The organism is Shinella granuli, from assembly GCF_004341885.1.
GTDB classification, from domain to species: domain Bacteria; phylum Pseudomonadota; class Alphaproteobacteria; order Rhizobiales; family Rhizobiaceae; genus Shinella; species Shinella granuli.
This window is the reverse complement of sequence record NZ_SLVX01000092.1, coordinates 1-1,361: the sequence shown is the minus strand read 5'-3', so window position 1 is coordinate 1,361 and position 1,361 is coordinate 1. Positions and strand designations below refer to the sequence as shown.

Below are 1,361 nucleotides of genomic sequence, written 5' to 3'. Positions count from 1 at the left end.
GTTGATCGTGTCCCATGGAGTGGTGTAGCTGGATTTCATAGCCATCGGTGATTTCCGGTAGGGTCGGGTTGCTTATGACCAACCTGAGGGACACCACCGATGACCGACGACATGATGAACCTGCGCTCACTCGTTGAGAAGAGCGCCGACGCCGATTTGCTGCGCGAGATGATCGGCTTCGCTGCCGAGAAGCTGATGGCGCTGGAGGTCGGCACAAAGACGGGCGCGGGTTATGGCGAGAAGAATGGCTTCCGACTTGCCCAGCGCAACGGCTATCGCGACCGGGACTGGGAGACACGGGCGGGCACCGTCGAGCTGCGCATTCCAAAGCTTCGCACAGGCAGCTATTTCCCGAGCTTTCTCGAACCACGCCGCATGGCAGAGAAGGCCCTGACGGCGGTGATCCAAGAGGCCTATATCCAAGGCGTCTCGACCCGATCCGTCGATGACCTCGTTAAGGCCATGGGCATGTCGGGCATCTCCAAGAGCCAGGTATCCCGGCTCTGCGAGGAGATCGACGAGAAGGTGAAGGCCTTTCTCGACAGGCCCATCGAAGGGGAATGGCCCTACCTTTGGATCGATGCGACCTACCTCAAGGTCCGGCGCGGCGGGCGCATCGTCTCCGTTGCCGTCATCATCGCCGTCGGCGTCAACACCGACGGTCGACGCGAGGTGCTCGGTATGGAGATCGGCACATCCGAGGCCGAGGCGATCTGGACCGAGTTTCTTCGAAAGCTGACCAGGCGGGGTCTGCGTGGCGTCAAGCTCGTCGTCTCCGATGCCCATGAGGGCATCAAAGCCGCAGTATCGAAGGTACTTTCCGCCACCTGGCAGCGCTGCAGGGTTCACTTCATGCGCAACGCGCTGGCCCATGCTGGAAAGAGCGGACGCCGTGTTGTCTCCGCCTTCATCGCCACGGCCTTTGCCCAGGACACGTCAGAGGCTGCAAGTACCCAATGGCGTAACGTCGCCGACCAGATCAGGCCGAAGGTGCCCAAACTCGCCAGTCTCATGGACAGTGCCGAGCAAGACGTGCTCGCTTACATGACCTTTCCCAAGCAGCATTGGGCCAAGCTTCACAGCACCAATCCAATCGAACGCCTCAACGGCGAGATCAAGCGGCGCACCGAGGTCGTCGGCATCTTCCCCAACGACGACGCAATAGTCAGACTGGTCGGTGCCTTGCTCCTGGAGCAGAATGACGAATGGGCCGTCCAGCGGTCCCGCTACATGACACTGGAAACCATCGCAACAATGAGCGATGATCCGCTTATCAGCCTGCCAGCAGCAAGCTGACACTCATCCGGCCCTCGGGAATGAGCCGTGGTCGTCTAAGCTACACCACGTCCTGGGACACGATC

The 1,361-nt window shown here is 60.6% G+C and carries 1 protein-coding gene; it reads left to right on the top strand.

Annotated features, from left to right (window positions below; all coding sequences use genetic code 11):
• Positions 1–99: 99 nt before the first annotated feature.
• Positions 100–1,296: an IS256 family transposase gene (locus tag EV665_RS32110; RefSeq protein WP_092938864.1), complete on the top strand. Its 1,197-nt coding sequence runs from the start codon at positions 100–102 to the stop codon at positions 1,294–1,296.
• The last annotated feature ends 65 nt before the right edge of the window (positions 1,297–1,361 follow it).

Coding starts and splice junctions, on each gene's coding strand:
- EV665_RS32110 (WP_092938864.1), top strand. CDS start 100: ATGACCGACGACATGATGAACCTGCGCTCACTCGTTGAGAAGAGCGCC.